The organism is Streptomyces sp. NPDC001903 (genome assembly GCF_042891345.1).
Taxonomy (GTDB): domain Bacteria; phylum Actinomycetota; class Actinomycetes; order Streptomycetales; family Streptomycetaceae; genus Streptomyces.
Genome location: NZ_JBIASZ010000008.1, coordinates 341870 through 368731, shown reverse-complemented (window position 1 = coordinate 368731; position 26862 = coordinate 341870). Strand labels below are relative to the sequence as shown.

The 26862-nt window shown below is 74.2% G+C and carries 24 protein-coding genes and 1 tRNA gene; 12 read left to right on the top strand and 13 right to left on the bottom strand.

The window, feature by feature from the left end:
* Positions 1 to 93 precede the first annotated feature (93 nt).
* Together ACFYZS_RS20660 and ACFYZS_RS20655 are read right to left on the bottom strand one after the other, a co-directional pair.
* A complete protein-coding gene (locus ACFYZS_RS20660; RefSeq protein WP_389014297.1) occupies positions 94 to 1047 on the bottom strand; it encodes a serine/threonine dehydratase in 954 nt (317 codons plus the stop codon).
* A 23-nt stretch (positions 1048 to 1070) separates the two neighbouring features.
* Positions 1071 to 1715, bottom strand: coding sequence for a TetR/AcrR family transcriptional regulator (locus tag ACFYZS_RS20655; protein WP_389014294.1), 645 nt, complete (start codon positions 1713 to 1715; stop codon positions 1071 to 1073).
* A 178-nt stretch (positions 1716 to 1893) separates the two neighbouring features.
* Between ACFYZS_RS20655 and ACFYZS_RS20650 the strand changes: the two genes are divergently transcribed.
* From ACFYZS_RS20650 to ACFYZS_RS20620, 7 genes are all read left to right on the top strand, one after another.
* Positions 1894 to 3576 (top strand): ricin-type beta-trefoil lectin domain protein, encoded by a 1683-nt coding sequence (locus ACFYZS_RS20650; RefSeq protein ID WP_389014291.1) that lies wholly within the window; start codon positions 1894 to 1896, stop codon positions 3574 to 3576.
* A 179-nt stretch (positions 3577 to 3755) separates the two neighbouring features.
* Positions 3756 to 6080 carry an alpha-N-acetylglucosaminidase gene (locus ACFYZS_RS20645; protein WP_389014288.1) on the top strand — a complete coding sequence of 775 codons (2325 nt, stop codon included), beginning with the start codon at positions 3756 to 3758 and terminating at the stop codon, positions 6078 to 6080.
* Positions 6081 to 6308: 228 nt separating this feature from the next.
* Entirely contained in the window at positions 6309 to 6695 is a 387-nt protein-coding gene (locus ACFYZS_RS20640; protein ID WP_389014286.1) for a hypothetical protein, read from the top strand.
* Complete coding sequence (locus ACFYZS_RS20635) at positions 6688 to 7725, top strand: polyprenyl synthetase family protein (RefSeq protein ID WP_389014283.1); 1038 nt, start codon at positions 6688 to 6690, stop codon at positions 7723 to 7725. The genes ACFYZS_RS20640 and ACFYZS_RS20635 overlap by 8 nt, the downstream gene beginning before the upstream one ends.
* 39 nt (positions 7726 to 7764) lie before the next feature.
* The gene (locus ACFYZS_RS20630) at positions 7765 to 8976 is read left to right on the top strand and encodes an oxygenase MpaB family protein (RefSeq protein ID WP_389014280.1); all 1212 of its coding nucleotides are present in this window, start codon (positions 7765 to 7767) and stop codon (positions 8974 to 8976) included.
* Between the two features lie 84 nt (positions 8977 to 9060).
* Positions 9061 to 10668 (top strand): molybdopterin-dependent oxidoreductase, encoded by a 1608-nt coding sequence (locus tag ACFYZS_RS20625; protein WP_389014278.1) that lies wholly within the window; start codon positions 9061 to 9063, stop codon positions 10666 to 10668.
* A gap of 46 nt (positions 10669 to 10714) precedes the next feature.
* Positions 10715 to 11788 carry an alpha/beta hydrolase gene (locus tag ACFYZS_RS20620; RefSeq protein WP_389014275.1) on the top strand — a complete coding sequence of 358 codons (1074 nt, stop codon included), beginning with the start codon at positions 10715 to 10717 and terminating at the stop codon, positions 11786 to 11788.
* Positions 11789 to 12025: 237 nt separating this feature from the next.
* On the opposite strand, the gene ACFYZS_RS20615 is transcribed toward ACFYZS_RS20620, so the two are convergent.
* Entirely contained in the window at positions 12026 to 13270 is a 1245-nt protein-coding gene (locus ACFYZS_RS20615; protein WP_389014272.1) for a cytochrome P450, read from the bottom strand.
* Positions 13271 to 13385: 115 nt separating this feature from the next.
* Positions 13386 to 14165 (bottom strand): hypothetical protein, encoded by a 780-nt coding sequence (locus ACFYZS_RS20610; RefSeq protein ID WP_389014269.1) that lies wholly within the window; start codon positions 14163 to 14165, stop codon positions 13386 to 13388.
* A 168-nt stretch (positions 14166 to 14333) separates the two neighbouring features.
* Between ACFYZS_RS20610 and ACFYZS_RS20605 the strand changes: the two genes are divergently transcribed.
* Positions 14334 to 15257, top strand: a complete 924-nt coding sequence (locus ACFYZS_RS20605) for an SDR family oxidoreductase (RefSeq protein WP_389014266.1) — start codon at positions 14334 to 14336, stop codon at positions 15255 to 15257.
* Positions 15258 to 15279: 22 nt separating this feature from the next.
* Here the strand turns inward: ACFYZS_RS20605 and ACFYZS_RS20600 are convergent, their stop codons facing one another.
* Together ACFYZS_RS20600 and ACFYZS_RS20595 are read right to left on the bottom strand one after the other, a co-directional pair.
* Positions 15280 to 16335, bottom strand: coding sequence for an enoyl-CoA hydratase/isomerase family protein (locus ACFYZS_RS20600; protein ID WP_389014263.1), 1056 nt, complete (start codon positions 16333 to 16335; stop codon positions 15280 to 15282).
* 56 nt (positions 16336 to 16391) lie between these two features.
* On the bottom strand, positions 16392 to 17147 hold the full coding sequence (locus ACFYZS_RS20595; protein WP_389014260.1) for an AraC family transcriptional regulator: 756 nt from the start codon (positions 17145 to 17147) through the stop codon (positions 16392 to 16394).
* A gap of 123 nt (positions 17148 to 17270) precedes the next feature.
* Here ACFYZS_RS20595 and ACFYZS_RS20590 point away from each other — a divergent pair, with 123 nt between their 5' ends.
* The 3 genes from ACFYZS_RS20590 (at position 17271) to ACFYZS_RS20580 (ending at position 20734) form a co-directional block, all read left to right on the top strand.
* Positions 17271 to 18398, top strand: a complete 1128-nt coding sequence (locus ACFYZS_RS20590) for an MFS transporter (RefSeq protein ID WP_389014345.1) — start codon at positions 17271 to 17273, stop codon at positions 18396 to 18398.
* Between the two features lie 302 nt (positions 18399 to 18700).
* Positions 18701 to 19612 carry an SAM-dependent methyltransferase gene (locus ACFYZS_RS20585; RefSeq protein ID WP_389014258.1) on the top strand — a complete coding sequence of 304 codons (912 nt, stop codon included), beginning with the start codon at positions 18701 to 18703 and terminating at the stop codon, positions 19610 to 19612.
* 3 nt (positions 19613 to 19615) lie between these two features.
* Positions 19616 to 20734: a terpene synthase family protein gene (locus ACFYZS_RS20580; protein WP_389014255.1), complete on the top strand. Its 1119-nt coding sequence runs from the start codon at positions 19616 to 19618 to the stop codon at positions 20732 to 20734.
* A 47-nt stretch (positions 20735 to 20781) separates the two neighbouring features.
* On the opposite strand, the gene ACFYZS_RS20575 is transcribed toward ACFYZS_RS20580, so the two are convergent.
* The 6 genes from ACFYZS_RS20575 to ACFYZS_RS20550 form a co-directional block, all read right to left on the bottom strand.
* Positions 20782 to 22170 carry a cytochrome P450 gene (locus ACFYZS_RS20575; RefSeq protein ID WP_389014252.1) on the bottom strand — a complete coding sequence of 463 codons (1389 nt, stop codon included), beginning with the start codon at positions 22168 to 22170 and terminating at the stop codon, positions 20782 to 20784.
* Positions 22167 to 22787: an ATP/GTP-binding protein gene (locus ACFYZS_RS20570; protein ID WP_389014249.1), complete on the bottom strand. Its 621-nt coding sequence runs from the start codon at positions 22785 to 22787 to the stop codon at positions 22167 to 22169. Before ACFYZS_RS20570 ends, ACFYZS_RS20575 begins: the two co-directional genes overlap by 4 nt.
* Positions 22768 to 23127 (bottom strand): DUF742 domain-containing protein, encoded by a 360-nt coding sequence (locus tag ACFYZS_RS20565; protein WP_389014247.1) that lies wholly within the window; start codon positions 23125 to 23127, stop codon positions 22768 to 22770. The genes ACFYZS_RS20570 and ACFYZS_RS20565 overlap by 20 nt, the downstream gene beginning before the upstream one ends.
* Positions 23124 to 23531 carry a roadblock/LC7 domain-containing protein gene (locus ACFYZS_RS20560; protein ID WP_030161090.1) on the bottom strand — a complete coding sequence of 136 codons (408 nt, stop codon included), beginning with the start codon at positions 23529 to 23531 and terminating at the stop codon, positions 23124 to 23126. The genes ACFYZS_RS20565 and ACFYZS_RS20560 overlap by 4 nt, the downstream gene beginning before the upstream one ends.
* Positions 23528 to 25207, bottom strand: a complete 1680-nt coding sequence (locus ACFYZS_RS20555) for a sensor histidine kinase (protein WP_389014244.1) — start codon at positions 25205 to 25207, stop codon at positions 23528 to 23530. The genes ACFYZS_RS20560 and ACFYZS_RS20555 overlap by 4 nt, the downstream gene beginning before the upstream one ends.
* A gap of 474 nt (positions 25208 to 25681) precedes the next feature.
* A tRNA-Pro gene (locus tag ACFYZS_RS20550) sits at positions 25682 to 25755 on the bottom strand.
* 107 nt (positions 25756 to 25862) lie between these two features.
* Here ACFYZS_RS20550 and ACFYZS_RS20545 point away from each other — a divergent pair.
* Positions 25863 to 26438 (top strand): DUF309 domain-containing protein, encoded by a 576-nt coding sequence (locus ACFYZS_RS20545; protein WP_389014241.1) that lies wholly within the window; start codon positions 25863 to 25865, stop codon positions 26436 to 26438.
* Positions 26439 to 26471: 33 nt separating this feature from the next.
* Here the strand turns inward: ACFYZS_RS20545 and ACFYZS_RS20540 are convergent, their stop codons facing one another.
* Positions 26472 to 26861 carry a VOC family protein gene (locus tag ACFYZS_RS20540; protein ID WP_383510606.1) on the bottom strand — a complete coding sequence of 130 codons (390 nt, stop codon included), beginning with the start codon at positions 26859 to 26861 and terminating at the stop codon, positions 26472 to 26474.
* Position 26862: the final 1 nt, after the last annotated feature.

Here is a 26862-nt window from a genome sequence, read left to right as displayed (position 1 = left end):
CCGCATACGCGCGGCACCGGTTCGCGGGCCTGAAGCAGGAGCAGGGCCGTTTGCTCGGGCGCCAGCAGGACAGCTGACCAAGAGAAACGACGTCTAAGAGGAGGACGAAGGCCGGGCCGCGGGGGCCGTCAGGTCACCGGGGTCGGTGTTCGCGCCGCACAGGATGACGGCCACGCGCTCACCCAGCGGCTCCGGGGCGGTCCGGACGGCCGCCAGGGCCGTGGCCGCGCCCGCCTCCACCACGATCCGGTGCTCCTCCCACAGCGCGCGCCGGGCCGCCGTGATCGCCGGGTCCGGGACCAGGACGGACCGTACGCCCTCGTCCCGCGCGGCGGCCAGCGCGGCCGCCGAGACCCGGGTGGCGCCCAGTGAGTCGGCGGCGACCGAGTCCACCGCCACGTCGACGATCCGGCCCGCCTCCAGGGCCGCGTTCAGGGCCCGGCAGTTCTCCGGCTCGGCAGCCACCACCCGTACGCCGTGCTCGCGGGCCGCCGCCGCGACCCCGGCGAACAGCCCGCCACCGCCCACCGCGACGACCACGGTGTCCAGCCCCGCCAGCCCGGCCCGGATCTCGTCCAGCACCGTGCCCGCGCCCGCCGCGATGAGCGGGTGGTCGTACGCGTGGCTGCTCAGCGCGCCGCTGTGCGCCGCGAACTCCTCGCACGCGGCCAGCGCTTCGGCGTACCGGTCCCCGACGAGCCGTACGTCGGCCCCGTACCCGCGCAGCCGCTCCACCTTCACGCGCGGCGCGTTGGCGGGCAGGAACACCGTGGCGCGCACGGACTGCGCGCGGGCCGCCCAGGCGCAGGCGAGGCCCGCGTTGCCGCCGGAGGCGATGGTGACGCCCGCGTCCGGGAGGGTGCCGGCGTCGCGGTGGGCCGCCAGGAAGTTGCGGGCGCCGCGGGCCTTGAAGGACCCGGTGTGCTGGAGGTGCTCCAGCGCGTACCAGAGGCCCTCGGCGGCGGGTACGACGGCGACGGGGCGGACCGATCCGGCTATCCGGTCGGCGGCGGCGCGTACGGCGGCGTAGTCGAGCTGCTGTTCCATGACGGGGTCCCCTTCGGGCGGCTTCAGGCGGCGGCGGGCCGGTTGGCCTCGATCAGCTGGCGCAGGGCGCCGTGGTACACCTCGTGGTCGGTCAGGGCGGGCAGTACGTCGGCCAGCCCGCCCGCGAGCACGGGGAACCGCTCCGGATCCAGCGCGGCCAGGGCCGCCCGCGAGGCGGCGGTGGCTCCGGCCGGATCCCGGTGGTCCACGAAGGCGGCGCTGCCGAGGGTGAGCAGGTACATGCGGCGGTACGCGGTCATCGCCTCGGCGGGCGTCATTCCGGCGGCCACGCTGTCGGCGAGCGCCGGCTCGACCAGCCGGGCCAGCAGCTGGCGGCCGAGCCAGGGGCGGCCGCCCCGGAGCACGAGCAGCCCGGGGTGCGCGACGAGCAGCCGGTACAGGGCGGTGAAGCGCGCCTCGGTGGCCTCGGCCCAGCCGGTCCCGGCCGGGATCTCGGGCAGCTGCCCGGCGAGGTGCTCGGTGCAGAGGTCGAGGAGCCCGGCGAGGTCGGTGCAGCGGCGCTGGACGGTGGCGTGGGAGACCTCCAGCCGGTCGGCCAGGGCACGGAAGCTCAGCGCGTTCGGCCCTTCCTCGTCGATGAGGCGCAGGGCGGCGACGGCGATCGCCTCGGGCGTCGCACGGTCCAGGGCTGCTGATCTCCTCGGCATGAGATACACCGTATCAGACGCTGTAACAGACGGCGTATCGCCCGCACCCCTCCCCGATCGTGTGACGTCGACTACGGCCATATTGCTGGTCATTGAGCCATAACCATCGACTTATGTTGACAGAGGGTAGTCGCACCGCTGCACTGAGCGCACTGCAGCCCCACCTCAAGGAGTCTCCGTGCCGCCTCGCCTGCGTGCGTCGCTCCCCTGCCTGACCGCAGCCGCCCTGCTGGCCCTCTGCCTCGCCCCCGCCCCCGCGGCGGCCGAGCCCTACGCGACCTCGGACGCCCCGCTCGCGCTCACCCCGCCCATGGGCTGGAACAACTGGGCGCACTACATGTGCGACATCGACGAGGCCAAGGTGGTCGCGAACGCCGACGCGCTCGTCTCCAGCGGCCTCGCCGCCAAGGGCTACGACACGGTGACCGTCGACGACTGCTGGATGACCAAGAGCCGGGACGCGGAAGGCAGCCTGGTCGTCGACACGCAGAAGTTCCCGCACGGCATGGCCTGGCTCGGCGAGTACCTGCACGCCAAGGGCCTGAAGTTCGGCATCTACGAGGACGCCGGCTCCCTCACCTGCGAGCGCTACCCCGGCAGCGGCTCCCCCGACGGCGGCGGCCCGGACCACTACGCCCGGGACGCACGGCAGTTCGCGTCCTGGAAGGTCGACTACGTCAAGATGGACGGCTGCAACCTGTGGGTGCCGCCCGGGACGACGAAGGAGCAGGCGTACCGCGACGCGTACAACGCGGTCGCCGAGGCCCTGCGTACGAGCGGCCGCGCCATGGTGCTCTCGGCCTCGGCACCCGCCTACTTCCAGCAGGGCGAGTGGGGCGGCTCCGACTGGCACAAGGTCCTCGGCTGGGTCGGGGAGACCGGCCAGCTGTGGCGCGAGGGCAAGGACATCAAGGTCTACAACGCCGCCGCGCCCGCGACCTCCCGGTGGAGCTCGGTGCTCGGCAACTACGGGTACAACCGCTGGCTCGGCCGGTACGCGGGCCCCGGCAACTGGAACGACCCCGACTTCCTGATCGCGGGCTCCCCCGGGCTCACCGCGGCCGAGAGCCGCAGCCAGGTGGGCCTGTGGGCGATGATGGCGGCCCCGTTCATCCTGTCCTCCGACGTCTCCAAGCTCACCCCGGCCGGACTGGCCGCCCTGGGCAACACCGACCTGATCGCGCTGGACCAGGACCCGATGGGCCGCCAGGGCGCGGTGCTCTCCGCCAACGCCACCTTCGAGGTGCTGGCCCGGCCGCTGGCGAACGGCGACCGCGCCGTCGCCGTGCTCAACCGGTCCGCCGCCGCGCGGGACATCTCCGTACCGCTCACCGACATCGGGCTCTACTCCTGCACCGTCGACGCCAAGGACCTGTGGAGCGGCAAGAGCACCGAGGTCTCGACCTCCCTGACGGGGAAGGTGGCCGCGCACGACACCGCGGTCTTCCGGCTCACCCCGCACGAGGGGTGCGGCGAGGCCCGGCCGACCGGGCAGATCACCGGCAACGGGGCGCAGTGCGCGGACGGGGTCAACACCACCGGGGTGGGCGCGGTGGTCCTTTCCCCGTGCACCGCGGCCGGCGACCAGCGCTGGGTGCTAGGGCCGGAGGCCACCCTGCGCCTGACCGGCAAGTGCCTGTCGGCGGGCGAGGACGGCGTGGTGGAACTGGCCGGCTGCGCGTCCGGTGAGCCGGGCCAGCGCTGGACGCACCGCCGGGACGGGGCGCTGGTCGAGGACGTGAGCGGGCTGTGCCTGACTGCTCCCGCCGCGGCCGCCACCCCCGACGCCCCGGCCGAGCGGCTGCGCCTGGCCGACTGCGGCGAGCACCGCGTCGACCAGGCCTGGTCCCTGCCCGTCTGATGCCGGGCCGGGCCGGCAGCCCCGATCACCCGTCGGGCCCCCGGCCCGCGCCCCAGCACGACCAGGCCGTGTCCCTCGGATCAGGCCGGCCCGCCACGATCCGAGAGACACGGCCCGGACCCGGACCCACGGGCCCCGGCACGGGACCCGAGCCACACCACGGATCGGTGACTCATCGGATGACGAACTCCCCGCCCCCGCGCCGGCGGCGCGCGCAGCTGCGCCGCCGCGCCGCCCTGGCCGCACTGGTGGCCCTGCTCGGCGCCGGCTCCCCCGCACTGGCCGACGTGGCCGACGACGTGGCAGACGTACGGGGCCGCGCGCCCGTACCGGTACCGGACTCCCCCGGCTCCCCCGGCTCCCCCGGTGCGTCCAGGCCCCGGGCCTTCGACGTCGGGCCCGCGCGGGAGGCGCTGCGGCGGCTGCTGCCGCGCCACGCCGACCAGTTCACCCTCGTACCCGATCCGGCCGCCGGGGCCGACCGGTTCACCGTGTCCGGGTCGGCCGGCGCGATCACCGTGCGCGGGTCCACCGGGGCCACCCTGCTCACCGGCGTCGGCTGGTACCTCCAGCACGTCGCCGGGGCGGACATCGGCTGGCCCGGCGACAGCATCGGGATGCTGCCCGCGCGGCTGCCCGCCGTACCCGCGCCGGTCACCCGCAGCGCGCTCGTCCCGCACCGGTACGCCCTCAACGACACCGACGACGGCTACTCGGGCGCGTACCGCACCTTCGAGCAGCACCAGCGGCAGATCGACTTGCTCGCCCTGCACGGCATCAACGAGGTGTTCGTCCAGGCCGGCGCCGAGTACCCCTACTACCGGGCGCTCCAGGGCTTCGGCTACTCCGCCGACGAGCTGCGCGAGTGGATCCCCGGCCCCGGCCACCAGAGCTGGTGGCTGCTGCAGAACCTGAGCGGCTTCGGCGGCCCGGTCTCGGAGCGGCTGATGCGGGAGCGCGCCGAGCTCGGCGGGCAGATCGCCGAGCAGCTGCGCGGGCTCGGCATGACCCCGGTGCTGCCCGGCTACTTCGGGACGGTGCCGCCCGGCTTCGCCGCCCGCAACGCGGGCGCCAAGACGGTGGCGCAGGGCGACTGGGCGGGCTTCGACCGGCCCGACTGGCTGGACCCGACCTCCCCGGTGTTCGGGAAGCTGGCCGCCTCGTACTACGCCGAGCAGCGGGCCGTGTTCGGGGACAGCGGCATGTACCGGATGAGCCCGCTGCACGAGGGCGGGACGGTGGGCACCGTCGACGTGAAGGCGGCCGCGGGGGCCGTCCAGAAGGCGCTGCACACCGCGCACCCCGGCGCGATGTGGGCGGTGCTGGGCTGGCAGGACAGTCCGAAGCCGGAGCTGCTCGCCGGGGTGGACACCTCGAAGCTGCTGATCCTGGACGGGCTGTCCGACCGGTACAACCGCCTGGACCGCGAGGCCCGCTGGGGCGGGGCCCCGTACGCGATGGGCACGATCTACAACTTCGGCGGGCACACCACGATCGGCGCGAACACCTCCGTGTGGATCGAGCGGTTCGGCCCCTGGCGGGCCAAGGCCGGCAGCGCGCTGAAGGGCATCGCCTATCTGCCGGAGGCCACCGGCACCAATCCGGCCGCCTTCGACCTCTTCACCGATCTCGCCTGGGAGCCCTCGCCGATCGACCAGCGCAAGTGGTTCGCCGATTTCGCGGCCCGCCGCTACGGGCGGGCCGACAAGGAGGCGGCGGCCGCCTGGGAGGAGCTGCGCACGGGCCCGTACAGCACCTCCTCGGGCCTGTGGTCGGAGTCCCAGGACAGCCTGTTCACCGCGCGGCCGAGCCTGACCGCGGTGGGCGCGGCGTACTGGAGCCCCAAGTCGATGCGGTACCCGGCCGACGGGGTGCGCCGGGCCCTGGACCACCTGCTCAAGGTGGATCCGAAGCTGCGCGGCTCGAGCGCCTACCGCTTCGACCTGGTGGACACGGCCCGGCAGGCCCTGGCCAACCACTCGCGGGTACTGCTCCCGAAGATCAAGGCGGCGTACGAGGCCGAGGACCTGGCCCGGTTCCGCACGCTGACCTCCGAATGGGCCGACGGCGAGCGCCGGTTGGACGCCATCACGGGCTGCGATCCCGACTTCCTGCTCGGCAACTGGCTGGCGGCGGCGCGCTCCTGGGGCGCGGACGAGGCCGAGCAGGACCGGTACGAGTACGACGCCCGCTCGATCCTCAGCGTGTGGGGCCGGCGCAGCACCAGCGAGGGCGGCTTCCTCCACGACTACGCGAACCGCGAATGGAGCGGCCTGGTCTCGGAGTTGTACGCGCCCCGCTGGGCGGCCTACTTCGAGAGCCTGGAGGAGTCACTGGTCCGGCGGGCGGCGCCCCGGGAGATCGACTGGCACGCCTTCGAGGAGGACTGGGCCCGGCGCACCACCCGGCACCCGAGCGGGGCGGACGGTCCGAGCGGGGATCCGCACGCCCTGGCGGCGGACATCGCGGCGGCCCTCAAGTCCTCGGAGGGCGCCGCCCGCTGACCTCCTACACCACCCCGGACGGTGGCGTTCGGACGATGCGCCGATCATCACCCGGCCGTGGGAATCCCACGACCCGTGCGAGGGAGAAACCACCGGGTGGTTCGACGCGCGGGACGCGCACTCGGTTGACTGGCCCGGAGCGACCACCAGGGGCGGCCGTCGGAACATCCGGCGGCCGCCCCTTCCGACGCCCTCACACGGCCCGACGCCAACAGGAGTGCACCGCGCATGTCCCACACCGGACACGAACGGCCCCCACAGCCCGGGCAGTCCGCACGGCACGAACAGCCGGAACGCCCGCAGCAGCCCGCGCAGCCCGCACCGGAACAGGGCGGCGAACCCGCCGCCCCGCCCGTGACCCTTGAGCTGCTGGCGCTCCTCGCCGCCGGGGTCGCCGATCTGGCCCTCGACCAGTTACGGCAGTCCGCCGACCGGGCCCAGGAGGTACTGCGCCGCTCCGACCTGCGGGAACTGCTCACCGACGGGGTCGTGGAACTGCGCAAGCGCGGCGAGCTGGCCACCCGCCGGTCTGGCGCGGCCACGGAGAACCACCTGGAGACCGTGGCCCGGCGGGCCGCCGAGCGGGTCGCCTCCGAGGGCCACCCCCGTGCATGACCACACCGGCTTCAAGGAGCGCATCGACGAGGTGCTGGTCCGGCTGGTCGACGAGGAGGAGCGGGCTCTGCTCGGACTGCACGTCGAACTCTCCCCGCTGTCCGAGCAGTTGCGCCGCTCGCTGGCGGGCGGGAAGCGGATCCGGGCCGCCTACCTGTACTGGGGCTGGCGGGCGGCGGGGCAGCCCGACTGCGAGGGGGCGATCCGGGCCGCGGCCGCGATGGAGCTGGTGCACGCGGCCGCGTGCACGCACGACGACATCATCGACGACAGCCTGATGCGGCACGGCCGGCTCACCGCGCACGCCGCCTTCGCCGCCCGTACGTCCGCCGGGCGGCGCTCCACCTCCCTCGCGATGATCCTCGGCGATCTGCTGATGGGCTACGCCGGTCACGTCTTCAGCTCCTGCGGGCTGCCCGGCGCCTACCTGGCCCGGACCGTCCCCCTGTGGGCCACCCTGCTGCGCGAGACGATGGCGGGCGAGTTCCTGGAGGTGCTCCGCACCCGGGCCGAGCCGCTCCCGCGGGTGGCGGAGTCGCTGGAGGTGGCCCGCTTCAAGACGGCCAAGTACACGGTCGAGCGACCGCTGCACCTCGGCGCCACCCTCGGCGGGGGCCCGCGCGCCCTGCTCGACGCCTTCTCCGCGTACGGGCTGCCGCTCGGCGAGGCCTTCCAGCTGCGCGACGACCTGCTGGGCACCTTCGGCGACCCCGCCAGGACCGGCAAGTCGAACGTGGAGGACCTGCGGGACGGAAAACCGACCGCGCTGCTCGCCCTGACCGTCGCCGCGGCCGACGCCGACGAGCGGCGACTGCTCGCGAAGCTGGTCGGCCGGCCCGACCTCGGCCCCGAAGAGGCCGCCTCCGTACGGGCGTTGATGGAGCGCTGCGGGGCCCGGCAGCAGGTCGAGGACATGATCCGGGAGCGCATCGCCCGGGCCGCCGACGCGCTGGACGCCGTACCGATGCCCGCGGAGGCGCGGTCCGCGCTGCGCGAGCTCGCCGGCACCGCCGCCGAGCGCTCGCTGTAGCCGCGGCGCCCGACCGTACACACGAGAAGGACGAGTCACGTGACCACCGCCGAGAACCCCTCCGCCCCGCCGTGCCCCCGTTACGACGACGACGCCCTCGACGCCCTGTCCGCCCAGGGCGACCCGCTCGCCGACGAGACGGTCGCCGCCCTGTTCCGCCGCGGCGAGGTGGGCGACTTCAACACGCTCATGCGGTTCTTCACCACCGCCGGGGATCCGCTCCCCGAACGGCTCCCGGCCTCCGCGCGCGGCTACTTCGAGGCCACCGCCCTGCCCCCGGCCTGGGTCGACTGGGACGTCATGGAGCAGGCCCGGCTGTTCTTCATGGACAACGCCGCCCACATCAACACCGGCCTGTCGTTCGCCGCGATGCCCGTCAGCTACGCCGTCCCCCGCATGGCCCGGCTGCTGTCCTCGACGCACTCGCTCGCGTATCCCTCCCGCCGGATGGCCAACACCGGCCAGTTCGTCACGTACCTCATGCGGACGGACTCCTTCGCCCAGGGCAGCAAGTTCGTCCCGGCCGCCCAGAAGGTCCGACTGCTGCACGCGGCGGTCCGCCACCACCTGCGCCACGGCGGCCACTGGGACGTGGAGCGGGACGGCATGCCCATCTGCCAGGAGGACATGATCGCCGGGCAGACCTTCTTCTCGCTGCTGGTGCTCGACGCCATGCACCGGCTCGGCATCCACATGAGCGAGGAGGGCGCGGAGGCCTACTACTACGCCTGGCGGGTCGTGGCCGCCCTGCTGGGCTGCGACATGGCGGCCGTACCGCAGGACCTCGCCGAGGCCCGCGCGTACTGCGACCTCTACCTGCGGCGCCACCTCGGCCCCTCCCCCGAGGGCGTGGTCCTCAATTCCCAGCTGCTGCGGCTGTACGAGGACGTGGTCCCCGGCACGCTCTTCGACCCGATGGTCCCGGCCACCGTCCGCTTCCTGGTCGGCGACACCATCGGCGACTGGCTGGAGGTCCCCCGCAGCCCCTGGGACTCGGCGGCCAGGGCCGTCCCCGTGGTGCTGGGGCTGCTGGAGACCCTCGAGGACAGCAGCCCGCTCGCGGAGTGGGCGCTGGACAAGGCGGGCTCGCTGCTCGCCGGCTTCGAGCTGTCCTCGCTGACCCGGGGGCGGGTCATGCACCACGCCATCCCGGCCGAGCTGAAGGCGGAGTACGGGGTGAAGGCGCCGCGCACCGGGCGCTGGGTGCCGCCGCCGCCGGCGCCGGTGCACCGGTCCGAAACCGTGCGCTGACCCGAACCGGCGTGGCCGGCCGCGGGTCCGCCCCGGCCGGAGTCACACTGGAAGCCCAGCTTCCCGGCGGACGGTGACTTGCTCATGACCACCCGTGTGAAGGCGGACCCGGGGCGCCGCCGCCGCGTCCTGGGCGGCGCCGTCTGCGGACTGGTCGCCGCCTGCGCCGGACTGGCCGTGGCCGAACTGGCCTCGGCGGCCGTCCGCCCGGAGGCCTCTCCGGTCACCGCGGTCGGCGGGGCCGTCGTCGACCGTACGCCGGTGGGCGTCAAGGAATGGGCGATCCGCGAGTTCGGCACCGCCGACAAGCTGCTGCTGGCCCTCGGGATCGTCCTCGTCCTGGGGGCCGTGGCCGTCGCCGCCGGGGTGCTCGCCGTACGGCACCTGCCCGCCGGCATCGCGCTCGCCGGCAGCTTCGGGCTGGTCGGGGCGGCGGCCGCGCTCAGCCGGCCGGGGGCGACCTGGCACGACGCACTGCCCTCGCTGGTCGGCGGCGCAGCCGCGGCCGCGGTGCTCCACCTGCTGGTCGGCGCGTTGACCAGACCGCGCCCGGTGGGCGCGCCGCCGGGCGGTGCGTGGTCGATGGACCGGCGCGGCTTCGGGCGGCTGGTCGCCGTGGCCCTCGCGGCCTCGGCGGGGATCGGGTACGCGGGGCGGCGGCTCGGCGCCTACGGCTCGGCCGGGGCGACGGCCTCGCGGTCGGATCTGGTCCTGCCGGAGCCGGCCGTGCCCGCGCCGCCGGTGCCGCCGGGCGCGCAGCTGCCGGTCCCCGGGATCTCCCGCTTCATCACCCCCGACCGGGACTTCTACCGCGTGGACACGGCCCTCGTGGTTCCCCGGGTGGACGCGGACACCTGGCGGCTGCGCATCCACGGCGAGGGCGTCTCGAACCCGCTCGAATTCGGGTTCCGCGAGCTGCTGGCCCGCCCGCTCGTCGAGCACGACATCACCCTGTGCTGCGTGTCGAACGAGGTGGGGGGCCCGTACGCGGGCAATGCCCGCTGGCTCGGCGTGCGCCTGGCCGACCTGCTGCGCGAGGCGGGGGTCCGGCCGCCCTCGCAGGGCGGTCCGGCGGACCAGCTGGTGTCGCGCTCGGTGGACGGGATGACGATCGGCACGCCCGTGGAGACGGTGATGGACGGCCGGGACGCGCTGCTGGCCGTCGGGATGAACGGCGGGCCGCTGCCCTTCGCGCACGGCTTTCCCGTACGGATGGTCGTACCGGGTCTGTACGGGTACGTCTCGGCGTGCAAGTGGCTGACCGAGCTGCGCCTGACGACCTTCGCGGCGTACGACGCGTACTGGGTGCGCCGGTCCTGGGCCCAGCAGGGCCCGGTCAAGACGCAGTCCCGGATCGACACCCCGCGCCCGGGCGCCGCACCGCAGGAGGGGCCGGTGCCGGTGGCGGGCGTGGCGTGGGCCCAGCACCGGGGCATCGCCCGGGTGGAGGTGCGGGTGGACGGGGGCCCGTGGCAGGAGGCCCGGCTCGGGGCGGCGGACGGCAAGGACACCTGGCGGCAGTGGGTCTGGGTGTGGGAGGCGACGCCGGGGCAGCACACCCTGGAGGTCCGGGCCACGGACGGTACGGGCGCCGTGCAGACGGGTGAGCGCAGGGGGACCGTGCCCGACGGGGCGACCGGGTGGCACTCGGTGCCGGTGCGTGTCCGTCCGGGGCCCGGGAGGAAGGCATGATGCGGACACCCTGGGAAACCGACCCGCACGTCAGGAGCCGGCCCTCGTGGAGCTGACCAGTACGTCGTTCCTCGTCACCCTCATCGGCGTCACCGTGCTCGCCATGCTCGCCGCGCTGCTGCTGTGGAACCGGATCCCCGGGCCGGGGTGGGTGCGCTGGCCGGTGCGGGTCCTGATGATCGCGCTGTGCCAGCTGACGTCGATCGCGGTGATCGCGACGTGGATCAACGGCAGCTACGGGCTCTACTCCTCGTGGAACGACCTGCTGGGCACGGAGAACGCGCAGAACGCGTCGGCGATGACCGGGCCGCCGCCGGGTCGGGCCAAGTTCACCCAGGGCGGGGACGGTACGCAGAGCACCTATTTCCGCGGCTCGCATTCGAAACTCGCCGGGCAGGTGATCGTGTGGACCCCGCCCGAGTACCGGGCGCCGGGCGCGGAGAAGACCCGCTTCCCGGTGCTGATGCTGCTGCACGGGTATCCGGGGTCACCGCGGACCTGGATCGATCTGGGCGGCATGCCGGGGACGCTGGACCAGCTGGTCCGGCTGGGCGCGGCGCACCCGTTCATCGTGGTGATCCCGGACGTGTACCCCGGCGGGGTGAACACCGACTGCAGCAACACGCCGACGCGGAAGGTGGCCGGCTGGCTCGCGGAGGACGTCACGGACCTCGTCGCGAAGAACTTCCGTACCCTGCGCGAGCCCCGGGGCTGGGGGCTGATGGGGGTCTCGACGGGGGCGTTCTGCGCGGTCAAGCTGCCGCTCCAGTACCCGAAGGTGTTCCGGGCGGGGGCGGCCCTGGACCCGGATCCGCTGGCCGGTGACCCGGAGGTGCTGCCCGATCCGGTGCTGCGCGAGCGCAACAGCCCGCTGTGGCTGGTCCGGCAGGCCAAGGGGGCCGATGTCGGGCTGTTCCTGGCCACCTCGGCGCAGGACAAGGACAGCCCGCCGGCGCAGCTGGAGGCCTTCAGCCGGGCCGCGGCGGGCACCGGGGTCCGGGTCAAGACCCTGGTCCGCCCGTCCGGCGGCCACAACTTCCAGACCTGGACGTCGATGTATCCGCAGGCGCTGGCCTGGCTGAGCACGGAGCTCTCGCCGCCCGGCGAAGGCCGCGGCTGACGCCGGGGCCGCGGCCGGCCCGATCCGAAGGCCGCGGGCCCGGCATGATCCGAAAGACACGGCCTAGGGGGTGTCGTCAAAGTCCCTTCTGGCCGGCGGGGTCCGGCACGCGCGCTCGCCGCGTTGTCGTCGGTCGACGACGCGAGCGTCGCCTCTCTCCTCCGCCTTGCGATCACACGCACCAGACCCCGCCGGCCCCGCCCTCACGGGCGGACGAAGCTACTTTGACGACACCCCCTAGGCCAGCCGGACCGGGAGGGATTCGACGCTGTTGCCGATGAAGCTGTGCAGGTGCGGCAGTTCGGGATCGGGGACCGCGAGGTCGAGGTCGGGGAAGCGGGTGAAGAGCCGCTCCAGGGCGATGGTGGCCTCCAGCCGGGCGAGCGGGGCGCCCACGCAGTAGTGCGCGCCGTGCCCGAAGGAGAGGTGGCGGGCGGCGCCGGGGCGGGTGACGTCGAACCGGTCGGCGTCCGGGCCGTGGAAGGCCTCGTCGCGGCCGGCCGAGGTGTAGGCGGCGAGGACCGGGGTGCCCTGGGGTATCACGGTGCCGTCGACGGTGAGGTCGCGGGCGGCGTACCGGAAGGGGAACCAGCTGACGGGTGCGTCCCAGCGCAGGGTCTCGTCCACCACGTCGGACCAGCCGGCCTTGCCCTCCAGGACCAGGGCGAGCTGGTCGCGGTGGGTGCACAGGGCGCGCACGGCGTTGCCGATCAGGTTGAGGGTGGTCTCGTGGCCGGCGACGAGCATCAGCCGCATGGTGCCGCTGAGTTCGGCCTCGCTGAGCCGGTCGCCGTCGTCCTCGCGGGCGGCGATCAGCGCGCTGGTCAGGTCCTCGCCGGGGGCCTCCCGGCGGGTGGCGGCGATCGTGCCCATCAGCTCGACGAGCTCGCGTACGGCGGCCATCACCTCGGCGGGGGTGGTGTCGGTGGCGATGATCACCGTGTGGGACAGGTGGTGCAGCCGTTCCCGGTGTTCGGGGTCGACGCCGAGCAGCTCGCAGATGACGCTCATCGGCAGCGGCAGCGCGAAGCGGGAACGCAGGTCCACCACCCCGTCGGGGGCCTCGGCGGCCGCCCGGGCGAGGTCGTCGAGGAGTCCGGCGGTCAGCTCCTCCACGCGCGGCCGCAGCCGCTCCACCTGGCGGGCGGTGAAGGCGTTGCCGACGAGGGAGCGCAGCCGGCGGTGGTCGGCCCCGTCGGCGGTGTGCATGCCCTGGGCGTTGGCGAACACCCGCAGCGGCCAGTCGGGGGCGATGGTGCCGTCGTGGAGTGCGGGGAAGTGCCGGGCGTCCTTGGCCGCGTCGGGGTGGGCGAGGAACTCCTTGAGCGCTTCGTGTCCGAGGACGACGGCCCCGGGCACCCCGCCGGGCAGGACCACGTCCGCGACGGCGCCCCGGGCGCGCAGCCGGGCGTTGAGGGCGTGCGGGCAGCCGCCCGCGGGATCGATGGCGTACGCGGGCGCGGATGCGCTGTCGGGTGACAAGCCGGGTCTCCTGACCGTCTGGGCGAGTGGGCGGGACTCGGGCAACAGTGCGGCCTGGAGGGCGGGTTGGACAAGTCCGTTCCGGCAGCGCCCTCGGGCGGCCGGTCGGGGAGGGTCAACGGGCCAGGTGCAGACGGGTGTGGAAGTAGCCCGCCGCCTCCTTGCCGGCCGGATCCTCCCCGAGCGCGGTGACGGCGGCCACCGCGCGCCGCTGCTCGCCCGCGTCGGTGAAGCGCCGCTGCGGCCGGGTGGCGGCGGAGCGCTCGACGGTGAGTCCGTACGACTCCAGGCAGCGGGAGATCGGCCGGTAGTCGTGGGTGCGCAGGACGAAGGCGGCCACCGGTACGGGCCCGCCTACGGCGGCGAACAGGCGGGCGAAGGTGCGTCCGGTGAGGAAGCTGGTGCCGCCGGTGACGGTGATCAGGCCGGCGCCCGCGGCCGAGCGCCGCAGCCGCTCCCCCGGCTCTTCGGCCTCCAGGTCCACGCGGTGCCCCTCGTCGAGCAGTCCGACGGCCACCGCATACTCCAGGGCGGGGCCCGAGACGTCGGTGCCGACGGCCCGCACGGCGTCGGGGCGGCGCCGCGCGGCGTAGAACTCGCGGTCGCGGTCAGCGAGTTCGGACGTGGTCAGCCCGGCCGCCGCCGGCGAGGTGTAGCGCGCGTACAGCTCGCCGAGGGTCAGGTCGTGGTTGAGGAGCGCGGCGTTGATCCCGTACGAGCAGCACACGTCGAGGACCGTACGCCGCTCCGGGGGGAGTTCGCCGGCCAGGGCGCGGAACACCGGCTGGGCGTGGCCCGGGGTCTGGTAGGCGTACGGGGCCAGCCGGGCGAAGTACCCCCGCGGGTCGGGGAGTGCGTAGATCTCGTCGAAGCTCGTCATGCCGGCAGTGGTCATCGGGCGTACGCCTCCGCGGGTCAGGGGCAGGTCCGGGACCCCAGTCGTACCCACCCGCGGGGCCGCGTCGAAAGGCCGCCGATCCGGCCATGGGCGGGGCCCTCGCGCGGGCCGTCCGGGCGCGCGTGGCGCCGTGCCCGGCGTGCGGCGGCGGCATAGGGTCGGGGCATGGCGGATGAGCGGCGGACTCTCGAAGGCAAGGTCGCCCTGGTGGCCGGGGCGACGCGGGGCGCGGGCCGGGGCATCGCGGTCCAGCTGGGCGCGCGGGGCGCGACGGTGTACGCGACGGGGCGCAGCACCCGCGGCAGCCGTTCGGAGTACGACCGGCCGGAGACCATCGAGGAGACGGCCGAGCTGGTCACGGCGGCGGGCGGGCGCGGCATCGCCGTGGTCGCCGACCACCTCGTGCCCGCCGAGGTGGAGGCGCTGGTGGGGCGGATCGACGCCGAGCAGGGGCGCCTGGACGTGCTGGTGAACGACATCTGGGGCGGCGAGAAGCTGTTCGAGTGGGACGGCACGGTGTGGGGGCACGACCTGGACAACGGGCTGCGGATCCTGCGGCTCGCCGTGGACACCCACGCGATCACCAGCCATTTCGCGCTGCCGCTGCTCCTGCGCCGGCCGGGCGGGCTGGTGGTGGAGATGACGGACGGCACGGCCGAGTACAACGCGGCCAACTACCGCGTCTCGTTCTTCTACGACCTCGCCAAGTCGGCGGTGCTGCGCATGGCGTTCGCCCTCGGGCACGAGCTGGGGCCGCGCGGGGCGACGGCGGTGGCGCTGACGCCCGGCTGGCTGCGCTCGGAGATGATGCTGGACAACTTCGGGGTGACCGAGGCGAACTGGCGGGACGCGCTGGAGCGGATGCCGCACTTCGCCATCTCCGAGACCCCCTCCTACGTCGGGCGGGCCGTGGCCGCGCTCGCCGCGGACCCGGAGGTGGCGCGCTGGAACGGGCAGTCGGTGTCCAGCGCGCAGCTGGCCCGCGCGTACGGGTTCACGGACCTCGACGGGAGCCGGCCGGACGCCTGGCGGTACCTGGTCGAGGTCCAGGACCGCGGCCTTCCGGCCGACGTGAGCGGCTACCGCTGACCGGGTCGGCAGCCGACGGCCTTCAGGGCAGCCGGAGTTCGCGGTCCTCTCCGAGCGGGGCGAAGAACCGCTCCACGTCCGCGTCGGTGACGTCGGCCAGCCCGGGCGGGGACCAGCTCGGGCTCCGGTCCTTGTCGACGACCTGCGCCCGTACGCCCTCCACCAGGTCGGGGGTGCGCAGGGCGTGGCAGGAGACGCGGAACTCCTGTTCCAGTACCCGGTCCAGAGAGCGGAGTCCGCGGGCCCGGCGGAGGGCGGCCAGGGTGACCTTGAGCGAGGTCGGGGACTTCGCCAGGATCGTCTCGGCGGCCTCCTTGGCGGCCGGATCGCCCTCGGCCGACAGCCGCTCGACGATCTCCTCGACGGTGTCGGCGGCGTAGCAGCGGTCGATCCAGGCACGCCACCCGGCCAGTTCGCCCGGCGCGGGCGGCTGCGCGAAGCGCGGCAGCACCTCGCGGGCGGGTGCGCCGGCGAGCGCCGCGCTCAGCTCCGGGAGCCGGGCGGCGGGTACGAAGTGGTCGGCGAGCCCGCACTGCAGTGCGTCGGCCGCGCCCACGGCGGCCCCGGTCAGGGCCAGGTGGGTGCCGAGCTCCCCGGGGGCGCGGGCCAGGAGGTGCGTACCGCCCACGTCGGGGACGAAGCCGATGCCGGTCTCGGGCATGGCGACGCGGGAGCGTTCGGTGACGACGCGCACCGCGCCGTGGGCGGAGAGGCCGACTCCGCCGCCCATGACGATGCCGTCCATGAGGGCCACGTACGGCTTCGGGTAGCGGGCGATCCGCGCGTTCAGCCGGTACTCGTCGCGCCAGAAGCCCTCGGAGGCGTCGCCGCCGGCCTTCGCGTCGTCGTGGATGGCACGGATGTCCCCGCCGGCGCACAGGCCGCGCTCGCCGGCTCCGCGGATGAGGACCTGGACGACGGCGGGGTCCTGCTCCCAGGCCGTCAGCGCCTCGGTGATCCGCAGCACCATGGGGTGGGTGAGGGCGTTGAGCGCCCTGGGGCGGTTGAGGGTGATCACCCCGGTGTGGCCCTCGGTGGTGAACAGGGCCGTGTCGTCTGCGCCGTCTTCGGTCTTCACACCGGCCAGTATGGGGCGTGGCCCGGCATGCGAAAGATCATTCCGACCTACCCGGTTCACGGCAGCCGGCCGGGGTGGTTGCCGGGGGTGTGGCCGAAGGCGCGGCGGAAGACGTCGATGAAGGCGCTCGCGGAGGACCAGCCGCAGCGGTGCGCGACGGCGGTGACCGGGGTGGCGACGGCGAGCAGCCGCAGCGCCTGGTGCAGGCGCAGCTGGGTGCGCCACTGGGGAAAGGTCATGCCGAGTTCGGAGCGGAAGAGGCGGCTCAGCGTCCGCTCGCTCGCCCCGGCACCGGCGGCCGCGCCCAGCGCCGCCAGCCCGCGGGAATCCGCGGGATCGGCGTGCAGCAGGGCGCACACCGCCGCCAGCCGGGGGTCGGCGGGCGCGGGCAGGTGCAGGGGCTGCAGGGGCGCGGCGCGCAGCTGGTCGAGCAGGACCCCGAGCATCCGCCGCCGCTCGGGGCCGTCGTCCTCCGGGGCCCGCGTATAGGCCAGGATCAGCTCGCGCAGCAGCGGGCCCACGGCGATCACGGCGGGGGTGTCGAGGGAGAGCGGGTTGAGCCGGGTCGGCAGGCCGACGGAGTGCAGGTCGGTGCGGCCGTAGGCGCGGTGCTCGTGCACCGTCCCGGCCGGGATCCACAGGGCGCGGGTGGTGGGGGCCACCCAGGTTCCGGCGTCGGTGGTGACGGACAGCACCCCGGAACCGGCGTAGGCGATCTGGTGGTCGTCGTGCCGGTGCGGATCGATCCCGACGTGGGTGTCGAGCGCGCGGATGCTCGTCGCAGCCCTGGGGGTGTGGCGGATTTTCTGCATCACCGGGCAATTTATCGGAAGCGGGCCGCTCGCGGTACGGGCGATTCTCGACCGGTGAACTCATCGAAGACCGTTCCCGAGCCGCCCGCCGCCACGGGGACACCCCCCGTGCGGCGCCGCCGCATCGCCGCCTACGCGGCCGGACACTCCTGCGTGGACGTCTACCAGGGGGCCGTCGCCGCGCTCGTCCCCTTCCTGGTCTCCGAGCGTGCGTACGGCTACGCCGCCGCGTCCGGCATCGTGCTGGCCGCCTCGCTGCTGTCCTCGGTGGTCCAGCCGCTGTTCGGGGCGCTGGCCGACCGCCGGGCGATGCCGTGGCTGATCCCGCTGAGCACGGCCGCGGCCGGGCTGGGCATCGCCCTCGTCGGCGCGGACGCGGGCTATCCGGCCACCGTCGCCGCGGTGGCCCTGTCCGGGCTGGGCGTGGCCGCCTACCATCCGGCGGCCGCCCGGCTGGTGCGCACCGCGGCGGGCGGCCCCGGGCACACGGCGATGAGCTGGTTCGCGCTCGGCGGCAACATCGGCTTCGCCTGCGCCCCGCTGCTGGTCCTCGGGGCCCTGTCGGTGCCCGGGCCGGCGGGCTGGTGGCTGCTGGCGGTCCCGGCCGCGCTGGGCGTCGTACTGAACCGCCCCGAGCCGGTCCGGGAGCGGGCAGGGGGACCGGGGGCGGCGTCGGCCGCGGCGCGCGGGCCGGAGGACCGGCGGGCGTTCCTGCGGCTCTGCCTGGTGGTGGTCGTCCGGTCCGTGGCGTTCATCGGGCTGAGCACGTTCATCGCCTTGTACGTGCGCGAGCGCGGCGGTGGCGAGAGCGCGGGGGCACTGGCCCTGTCCGCCCTGTTCGCGGGCAGCGCGGGCGGCACGCTGCTCGGCGGCCGGCTGGCCGCCCGCCGGGGCCGGGTCGCCACCGTCCGCCGGGCGTACGCCGCGGCCGCTCCCGCCGTCGTGGGCGTGCTGTGCCTGCCCCTCCCCCTGGTGTACGTCTGCGCGGCGCTGGCGGCCGCGGCCCTGTACGTGCCGTTCTCGCTCCAGGTCACCCTGGGCCAGGACTACCTGCCGACCCGGATGGGGACGGCGAGCGGGGTCACGCTCGGCCTGACGGTCAGCGTGGGCGGCCTGGCGAGCCCCTTCATCGGCGCCCTCGCGGACGCCACCTCCGTACGGACGGCCCTGCTCCCGCTGGCCGTCCTCCCCCTGCTGGCGTGGGCCCTGGCCCGGCGGCTGCCGGAGCCGGCGCCGACGCCGGGCGCCTGAGCGCGCATTCGGTTCGGGCCGGGATTCCGCGAAATTCGCACTCACGTTCCCATTCCGCGCGCGTCGGCCGTCCGGCCACCGCCAAACCCGACTTCCTTGCCCGCATTCCGCCTGACGGCGCGACATGTATTCCGCTTACCCGCCTGGATCACACCTGACGTGACATCAAATGGCCGGAATTGTTGCCGTTTCAGCTGTGGTTATGCTCATCACCCGAGCGATGGATGACTTTTATCGATCGCTTACGGGCAGAGTGGGGCGGCCGATAAACACCCCCACGCGACCGCAGGACCGGAGAATCGATGGACAGGAACCTTGTCATCCAGACCCCCGCTGGTGGCCAGGAGTTCGACGAGAGCCAAGTGCCGCTCTATTACAGCCGCAAGACCGCGGACATCCTCCACAAGTACGGCCCCGGCCCCCGGGTCCACTTCCACATGGGCCTGTTCGGCCCGGGCGCCACGCCGAACACCACCGTCTCCCAACGCGTGCTCAAGCGCCGCATCGTGGAGTCCCAGGAAGCCATCGTCGAACACGCCGCCCGCAGTTGGGGCGCGTACGCCACCCCGCCGGGCAGCGTCCTCGACATCGGCTGCGGTGTCGGCGGCGGCTCGCTCTACTGGGCTCAGGAGCACGGCGCGACGGTGACCGGGCTCACCGTCGCGGCCGATCACATACCCGTGATTCAGGACTTCGCCCGCCAGGCCGGCGTCGGCGACCGCGTCACCCCCCTCCTGGCCGACGTGCACGCCTTCACGGCCGACCGGAAGTACGACGCCGCGTACGCCAACGAGAGCTCCGGCTACATGGACCGCGGGCGGCTGTTCCAGGTCGTGGCGCAGTCGCTCAAGCCGGGCGGCTGGTTCGGCATCCAGGAGCACTTCATCTGCCGGCCCGAGTGGACCGAGTTCATCGACGGCTACTACAAGACGCGCCTCGGCACCCTCACCGAGTACCTCACCGCCGCCGAGGCGGCCGGCTTCGAGCTGGAGCAGGACGAGGACGTCACCGACCGGGTCGCCGAGTTCTGGGTGCAGTCCATGGCCTGGAACACCGCCGAGCTGGACCGGGTCGAGAGCACCGGCGTCCCCTCCGCCTGGTCGCGCGAACGACTCCAGGAGTCCACCATCACGCACGGCAAGCTGTTCCGCATCTGGCGCGACCACGCGCTCGAGACCCGGTTGCTGATGTTCCGCCTGGGCGGGGGCAGCTGACCGATGCCCCCCGCGTACGGCGACAACACCCGCCCCTCCCGCATCGGCTGGCCGCTGCCGCCCTTCTACTGGCCGTTCGAGAGGGATCTGATCCATCCCAAGGCGGCCGAGCTCGAAGAGCGGTCCGTCGCGTGGATCGACGCCTTCGGCCTCTACCCGGACGCCACCGAGCGCGCTTGGGGGCTGGCCACGCGAAGCGCCGACATGGTCAGCCGGATCGTCCCCTTCGGCGACGTCGAGCCGATGCTGCTCTTCTCGCAGTGGTGTTACTGGGCCTTCGCCGCCGACGACTGGCAGGACTCCGGCTCCGGCCCCGCGCGGACGGCGGCCGTCGCCGACCACGGAGCGCGGATGATCCGCACCCTGGAGGTGCCCGGCTCCGGCCTGCTGCCGCCCGGGCCGTACACGGCGGCGCTGGACGACCTGGTGGCGCGCACCCGGGAGATGCTCGCCCCCGAGCAGCTGCACCGCCTCGTCGAGGGGCTCCGGGACTGGATCCTCGGCGCCGCCGCGCGGACGGCCGCCGAGGAGCAGGGCGTCATGCCCGGGCTCAACGACTTCGCGGCGACCCGCGTCTCGGTCGGCGCGACCCGGTTCCTGCTGACCTGGTGCGATGTGGCGAACGGGATCCACGTACCGGGCGAAGTGCTGTACTCCGCACCCGTCCAGGCCCTGACGGACGCCGCCGGGTTCATCGTCGCCTGCGACAACGACGTGTTCTCGTACAACAAGGACGACCACCAGGAGCCGCTGGAGCAGAACCTGGTCAACGTACTGGCCCTGCACCACGGCTGTACGCCCGCCGAGGCGCTGCCCGCCGTGTACGGGCTGCGGGACCGGTCGGTGACCTTGTTCGCCCGGCTGCGCGAGCAGCTGGCGCGGGGCGCCGACGAGCAGCTCGCCCGCCACCTCGACTCGGTGGAGCACTGGGTCTCGGGCGACACCGCCTACCACAACGGCGCCCTGCGCTACGCCAGCCCGCGCAACCGCAACGCCCTGCCCGTGGAGGGGGCTTCGTTCGACATCACCTGGAGCGACGCACCCAGCGACCCGAGCCTCGAGCCGCTGCCGATCCCGGCTCTCGCCTGGTGGTGGCAGCAGCTCGACGCGCCCTCGCGCTGAGGGCGGCGGCGCCGGGCCCCTGCCGGGCGCCGCCGGTTCCGCCGGGGTCAGCGGCGGCCGAGCAGCCGGGCCCACCAGGAGCCCCGGCCCGCCGGCCGCTCCCCCGCGACGGGGGAGGCCGGCGGCGGCGCGTACGGCGGCCGGGAGGCCGGCCGCTCGGCGCCGGGAACGGGCGTGGACCCGGTGACGGTGGCGCCGCGCGGGGTGAACCGTACGGGGAGCGCCGTCAGGTGACGGGACATCAGCGAGGAATTCCACCGGAGCTCGTCCTCGCGGACGGCCAGCTCCAGGTCGGGCAGGCGGGTCAGCAGGGTGTCGATGCCGGTGTCCGCGATGGCGCGGCCGATGTCCGCTCCGGGGCACTCGTGCGGGCCGCTGCTGAAGGCCAGGTGCGAGCGGTTGCCGTGGACGGGCAGGGTGGCGTCCGGCCGGATCTCGGGGTCGAGGTTGGCGGCCCCGAGCCCGAGCAGCAGCATGTCCCCGGCCTTGATCGGCGTCCCGGCCAGCTCCGTGTCACCGGTGGCCCAGCGTCCGAGGACCGTCATGAGCGGGGGCTCGTCCCACAGGACCTGCTCCAGCGCGTCCGGGAGCGTCATGTGCCCGCCGGAGAGGTTCGCGCGGAAGCGGCGGTCCGTGAGCACCATGCGCACGGTGTTCGCGATCAGGTTCGCCGTCGTCTCGAACGCGGCGATCAGCACCAGCCGCAGGTGCTCCACGATCTCCTCGTCGCCGAGGGCGGTGTGGTGCTCCAACAGCCAGGTGGTGAAGTCCCGCCCGGGCTGCTCCCGTTTGGCGGCGACCAGCTCGCGCAGGGTGACCACGACGTACTCGTTGCTGGCGAGGGCCGTCTCGGTGCCCCGGATCATGTCGCGGGCGGCCTCGACGAGGCGCGGTCCGTAGGACTCCGGCGCCCCGACGAGCTGGGTCATCACCAGCATCGGCAGGGGCTCGGCGAAGTCCGCGACCAGGTCGGCCTTCCCGGACTGGGCGAAGGCGTCGATCAACTGGTCGGCGAAGCGCTTCACGTACCGGCGCACACCACGCCGGTCGAAGCGCTCCAGCGACTCGGTGAGGGCTCCGCGCAGCCGCTCGTGCTCGACGCCGTCGACGAAGTGGCACACCGGCTGCCAGGCGGTCATCGGGGTCAGCGGGTGGTCCAGCGGGACGTTGCCCTCCTGCTGGTCCCGCCAGTGGCGCGGGTCGCGGGTGAACCGGGACGGGGTGCGCGCCACGTCCAGGTTCTCCCGGTGGCCCAGGACCAGCCAGGCGGGGAGGTCGCCGTGGACGAGGACGGGGGCCACCGCGCCGTGCTCGGCGCGCAGCTTCTCGTACAGGCCCATGGGGTCGGCCTCGGCCTCGGGGCCGTAGAGCCGGTGGGCGGGGCAGCCGGGTGGCGGGGCGGCCGGACCCGGCTGGTGGGTGGGGGTGGTGCTCACGATGCCTCCGGGGTCGCGGCGAGGGAGTGCAGGTAGCGCATCAGCGTCATCAGGACGTCGCGGCTGGAATCGCGCCGGCGCGCGTCACAGAAGACGAGCGGTACGGACGCGGGCAGGTCGAGGGCGGTGCGCAGCTCCTCCAGGGGGTGCTCGGGCGCGTCGGGGAAGGAGTTGACGGCGACCACGAAGGGCACCCCGCGCTCCTCCAGCCGGCCGATCACGTCGAAGCTGACCTCCAGGCGGCGGGTGTCGACCAGGACCACCGCGCCGAGCGCGCCCTCGAACAGGCCGCGCCACAGGAACCAGAAGCGCTCCTGGCCGGGGGTGCCGAACAGGTACAGCACCAGCTCCTGGTTGATGCTGATGCGGCCGAAGTCCATGGCCACGGTGGTGGAGGTCTTGCGCTCCACCCCCGCCGTGTCGTCGACGCCGACCCCGGCCTGGGTCATCGTCTCCTCGGTGGTGAGCGGCCGGATCTCGCTGACCGAGCCGACCAGGGTCGTCTTGCCGACCCCGAAGCCGCCCACGATCACCACCTTGACTGCGGCGGCGGCCGTGGCCGGCAGCGCGTCCTCGCGCCGGGGCACGGTGGCCCGGTCAGAGCTTTCGAAGTCCATCGATGACTGCCTCAATCAGTGCCAGGTCCGGGAGTTTGGCGGGGGCGACGGGTGGGCGGGAGAGCACGTGGCCCGCGGCGAGCAGGTCACCGAGGAGTACGGTGACCACGCTCACCGGCAGGCCGAGGTACGCGGAGATCTCGGCCAGCGAGAGCGGCGACTGGCACAACCGCATGATCGCCGCGTGCTCCGGCTGCATCCCGGGCTTGGGCCCCGACTTGGCGATGATCAGCGTGACGAGGTCGAGGTGGCTGGGTTCTAAATCGCCACTGCGGCCGCCGGTGATCACGTACAGCCGCTCGGGAGTGCCGTCCTCCCAGTCCCCGCCCGGGTTGCTCACGCCGGCTGCCCGTCGCGGCGCGGCGGGCTGCTCAGGTGTTCTCCGATCCGGGCGACGAGGTCGCGCATCCGCTGGCCCATCAGTCCGGCGTCGACGCCCTCGTCGGCCAGTACGGCGAGGAAGGCGCCGGCCCCGGCCGCCATCAGGTAGAAGAAGCCGCCGTCCATCTCGATGACGACGAGCCGCATCCGCCCGCTGCTGCCCGGGAGTTCGGTGGCCACGGCGCCGGCCAGGCTCTGCAGTCCGGCGCAGGCCGCGGCGAGCCGGTCGGCGGTGTCGGTCTCCGCCCCGTACTGCGCCATGCGCAGGCCGTCCGCGGACAGCACGATGACGTGGCGGGTCTGCGGAACGCCCTCGGCCAGGTCCTTGAGCATCCAGTCCATATTGGTCTGCTGCTGGCTCATGGCTGTTCCCCCTTGCTCGCCGAGGCCGGCGAGGCATCCGTGTTCTGGCTTGCTGCGCCGCTCCGCGTCGCGGCGGTCTGGCTGTCCCCCGACAGGCCGCCCTGGAAGGCGGCCAGCCACATCCCGGGCTGTACCTCGGGCTGCGGCTCCGGCGCGGGATCGGGCGCGCGTCCCGATCCGTACGCGTACCCGGTCTCCTCCGCGTACCCGTGTCCGGCGCGGTCCGCGGCCGCCTCGGCGGCCGCCACGATCCGGTCGCCGGCGGCCGTGCCGGTGCCCGCTGCGGGCGCGGGTGCTTCGGGCGCCACGGCGCGGGTCTTGCGACGGCGCTGCGGCAGGCCGCCAGGGGTCCGCTCGGTCACGGCGGGTACCTCGTCGGGCGCGGCCGGAATCCGGGGGCCGGTGACCGGGCGCGCCGGCTCCGGCCGTACGTCCGGGGCGGCGGACTCGGCGCCGGCCCGGCCGGTGGCGGGCGCCAGGGCGGCACGGGGGCCCGAGGCGGTGCCGATGCCGTGGGCGACGCCGGTGGCGGCGGCGGCCGTGGTGATGAGCGACTGCGGGATGATCAGCACGGCGCGGACGCCGCCGTACGCCGAAGCGCGCAGCGAGACCTGGAAGTCGTACGCCTGCGCGAGCCGGCCGACCACGGCGAGGCCCAGGCGCGGGGTCTCCCCGAGGTCGGTGAGGTCGATGCCCTGCTGGGCCTGGCGGAGCATGCGCTCGGCCCGCTTGCGGGCCTCCTCGCTCATGCTCACGCCGCCGTCCTCGATCTCGACGGCGATGCCCGAGTTCACGTCGACGGCGGTCAGGTGGACGCGGGTCTGCGGCGGGGAGTAGCGGGTCGCGTTGTCCAGCAGCTCGGCGAGCGCGTGGATGAGCGGTTCGACGGCGGGGCCGACGACGGCGACCTGCGAGACGGAGTGCAGCTCCACGCGCTGGTAGTCGATGATCCGCGACATGGCGCCGCGCAGCACGCTGTACAGCGGGACGGCCTTGCTCCACTGGCGGCCGGGCCGGGCCCCGCCGAGCACGGCGATGGAGTCGGCGAGGCGGCCGATGAGGGCCGTGCCGTGGTCGAGCCGCAGGAGGTCGCCGAAGACCTTGGGGCTGCGGCCGTGGCGGTCCTCCATCTCCCGCAGTTCCTGGGCCTGTTGGTGCACGATGGCCTGGACGCGGCGGGCGATGTTGACGAAGGCGCGCTGGGCGGAGTCGCGCAGGTCCTCCTCGGCGACGACGGCTTCGAGCACCGAGCGCAGCACGGCCTGGTGGGCCGCCCTGAACTCCGGTGCCAGGCCTGGCCCGTGAGTTTCGAGCTCCTCCAGGGAGGCGAGCACCTCCTCGGGGAACTCGCCCTTGCGCAGCCGCTCCACGACGTCGGGCAGCAGCTCCTGCGCGAGTCGTACGGTCTCGGCCTGCTGCCGGTGCAGGGCCGCTTCCTGCGCGGCGACCGTCGCCCGCAGCGCGGCGACCGCCTTGCCGCGCCGGGCGGCCTCACCGCAGGACAGCGCGACGGCCACGAAGGCGACGGCTCCCATCCAGGCGACGGGGGTGCGGGCAGGTGCGGACACCTGCACCACGGCGATCACCGCGGCGGCGGCGGTCAGCAGGGCGGGCAGCGCCCAAACGACGGGTGAGGTGGGCCCTGGACTTCCGGGCGACGATCCCACGCGAACCATCAGAACCCTCAAACGATCGAAAGCGAATGATCATATGACAACGGCCCGGAATCTTAGCGTCTATACGCGCGGCTCTTGACAGCAGGTCATGATCCGGACGGCGCTTGGAGGTTGACGCTCCGGAATATGGCCGAAACCAGCAGGTCCGTGCTCTCCGGCGCGGCCACGCCGGGTCCCCGGCCACCGTTGTCGGCACCCGTCCGCGGGCCCCGTGCGAGGCCGTGGGCCGCATCCCGCGAAACGGCCGGATCCAGCCGGTCGGAGGCGGCGGACGAGGGACGGAAGGGAGAGGGATGGAAGGAGAGGGAGGCCTTGAGCCGGCTGAAGGCCGAGGCGGCTCGCACACGCAGACTCGCCGTCGTCCCGCGAGGTGATCATCGACGGCAGCCGCAGCCGGACGGGGGCCCTCCCGGACGCACGAAAGGTCGCCCTCTCATTGATGAGAGAACGACCTCCGACCTGCATGAAGCAAAGTCGGGACGACAGGATTTGAACCTGCGACCCCTTGACCCCCAGTCAAGTGCGCTACCAAGCTGCGCCACGTCCCGTTGTGCCGTTGAGCTGGGGTTTCCCCGTCCCGGCGGCACATGCAGAACATTACCCCACGTAGAGGGGTGCGCATGCACGGGTTTCCGGAGGCAGGGAGGATGGCGGGGTGAACGCACGGGATCGGGACGGTGAGGGGCGGGCGCGCAGCGCGCGGCCCCGGGACGGGCTGGGGCGGCCGCTGGCGTACGGGGAGCCGGGCGTGGAGCGGCAGCCAGAGGGGGTCGTACGGACGCCCGCCGAGACGGTGGCCGAGGCGCAGCGGCTGCTGGACGCCGGGATGCCGTTCCACGCGCACGAGGTGTTCGAGGACGCCTGGAAGTCCGGGCCCGAGGCCGAGGCCCCGCTGTGGCGGGCCCTCGCGCAGCTGGCGGTCGGGCTCACCCACGCCGCGCGCGGGAACGCCGTCGGCGGGGCGCGCCTGCTGCGCCGCGGGGCCACGGCCCTGGCCGGGCCCGACGCGGGCGCCGGGGCGGGGGCCAGCGCCGGGGCGGCGGGCGGGGCGGTGGCCAGGACCGGGGCGGGGACAGGGGCAGAGGCCGGGGTCTCGTACGGGATCGACGTACCGGAGCTGGTCCGCTGGGCCCGGGAGTTGGCCGGGCGGGTGGAGTCCGGCGCGGCCGTCGACGCGGCAGCCGAGGCGCCGCGGCTCGCCTCCCCGCCGGACCGGCCGGCCGCCCCCTGACCGCGGGCGGGCCGGCGCCGGCGCCGTCCGGGCCTACGCGGGCTCGAGGAGGTCCCAGCGGTTGCCGTAGAGGTCCTCGAAGACCGCCACCGAGCCGTACGCCTCGTGGCGCGGCTCCTCCAGGAAGCGGACGCCCTCCGCCGTCATCCGGGTGTGGTCCCGGGCGAAGTCGTCGGTGTAGAGGAAGAAGCCGACCCGGCCGCCCGTCTGGTCCCCGACCCGGGAGCGCTGGGCCTCGTCCTTGGCCAGGGCCAGCAGCAGCGCCGCCTCGGTGGCTCCGTCGGGGCGGACCACGACCCAGCGGGAGCCGTCGGGGCGCGCGGTGTCCTCGACGAGGGTGAAGCCGAGGGCACGGGTGTAGAAGTCGATGGCCTCGTCGTAGTCGCGGACGACGAGGGCGGTGAGCGCGATGTATGCGGACATG